The organism is Pandoraea sp. B-6, assembly GCF_000282835.1.
GTDB lineage: Bacteria > Pseudomonadota > Gammaproteobacteria > Burkholderiales > Burkholderiaceae > Pandoraea > Pandoraea cepalis.
Window position 1 is genome coordinate 86,323 of record NZ_KB290495.1, and the last position, 1,241, is coordinate 87,563.

At 66.8% G+C, this 1,241-nt stretch carries 1 protein-coding gene and 1 pseudogene; both read left to right on the forward strand.

All coding sequences use genetic code 11. The annotated features are described in order from the left end of the window. Nucleotides 1-347 (forward strand): annotated as a pseudogene (locus A985_RS24210) (RND transporter); the annotation flags it as partial. Beyond that, nucleotides 344-892: a TetR/AcrR family transcriptional regulator gene (locus A985_RS24215; protein ID WP_051060064.1), complete on the forward strand. Its 549-nt coding sequence runs from the start codon at nt 344-346 to the stop codon at nt 890-892. The pseudogene A985_RS24210 and the gene A985_RS24215, both read left to right, overlap by 4 nt. The last annotated feature ends 349 nt before the right edge of the window (nt 893-1,241 follow it).

Consider the following 1,241-nt stretch of genomic DNA (forward strand, 5'->3'; position numbering starts at 1 on the left):
ACAAGCAGACGGTGCTCGCCGCGTTCAAGAACGTAGCCGATACGTTGGCGTCGCTCGAAGCGGACAACACATCGCTGCGGCACGCGGACCTTGCCAGCGCGGCGGCCGAGCAGATCTATCGCGACACGGCCGCCCGCGTGCGCCTGGGCGCCCTGCCGGCGTCGGCGGCTCGCGGGCGCGAACAGCAGTACTGGAACGCCTATCTCACGACAGTGCGTGCAACCGGCGCACGTTTGTCGGATACTGCGCTCCTCTTTTACGCAATGGGGGTGCCGCCGGCGCCAGTGGCCGATACGGCCCAGGCCGCTGAGCCCACACGCCCCGCGCACGACGTTGTCCGACAATGACTGCCATATCGACCCCGCGGGGCCGTCGCCCCAAACACCTGCCCGAAGGCCGTGCGGCGTTGCTTGCCGCCGCCATCGACGCCTTTTCGCAACTGGGCTATGACGGTGCCAACCTGCGTGGCATCGCTCGGGCGGCGAAGGTCGACGCCAGCCTGGTGCGCGTGCACTTCGGCTCGAAGGAGCAACTGTGGCGCGCATGCGTGGACACGCTCGAAGGCGCACTCGCGGGTCCGAGCGAGCGGCTGCGCGCGTTGTCGCTCGACACTGCGCGTCCGGTGACCGATCGTCTCAAGGAAGCCATTGCGATCATCGCCGCCCACGCCATCCACCATCCGGAGCACAAGCAGTTCATCACGCAGCACGCATCGGAGACCGGCGAGCGCGGTGCCATCCTGCACCGCCATCTGGTGATGCCCGTCTACGACTCATGGAGCCCCTCATCGTGCAGGGCATGCAGGCGGGTGTCGTGCGTGCCGAACATCCGGCCATGTACTTTTGCGTGCTTGTCCACGCCCTGCACCCACCGCCCGGCTCCCCGGTGCTGATGCAATTGATTGCGCCGCAGGTCGGCGGCGACGCCTTCGGGCCGGCCCTGATCAAGCAGGTCGAATGCCTGTTCTTCGCCGAACCCAACGCCCCAAAAGACTGACCCCCGTCAGCGACAAGCGACGCGGCGGTGTCACGAATGCCTCTTGACGGTATCCGGGACGCGACAGGCGCGCCGATGCATTACACTGGCGGCCGCCTTCTTTTGCTTTCATCCTCATGTCAGACGCCAATTCCACCACTGTCATTCTCGGCGCCGGTCAAGCCGGCGGCGAAACCGCCCTCGCCCTGCGTCAACTGGGTTACACGGGGCGCATCGTGCTCGCCGGCAACGAAAGCCACCTGCCG

Coding starts and splice junctions, on each gene's coding strand:
- A985_RS24215 (WP_051060064.1), top strand. CDS start 344: ATGACTGCCATATCGACCCCGCGGGGCCGTCGCCCCAAACACCTGCCC.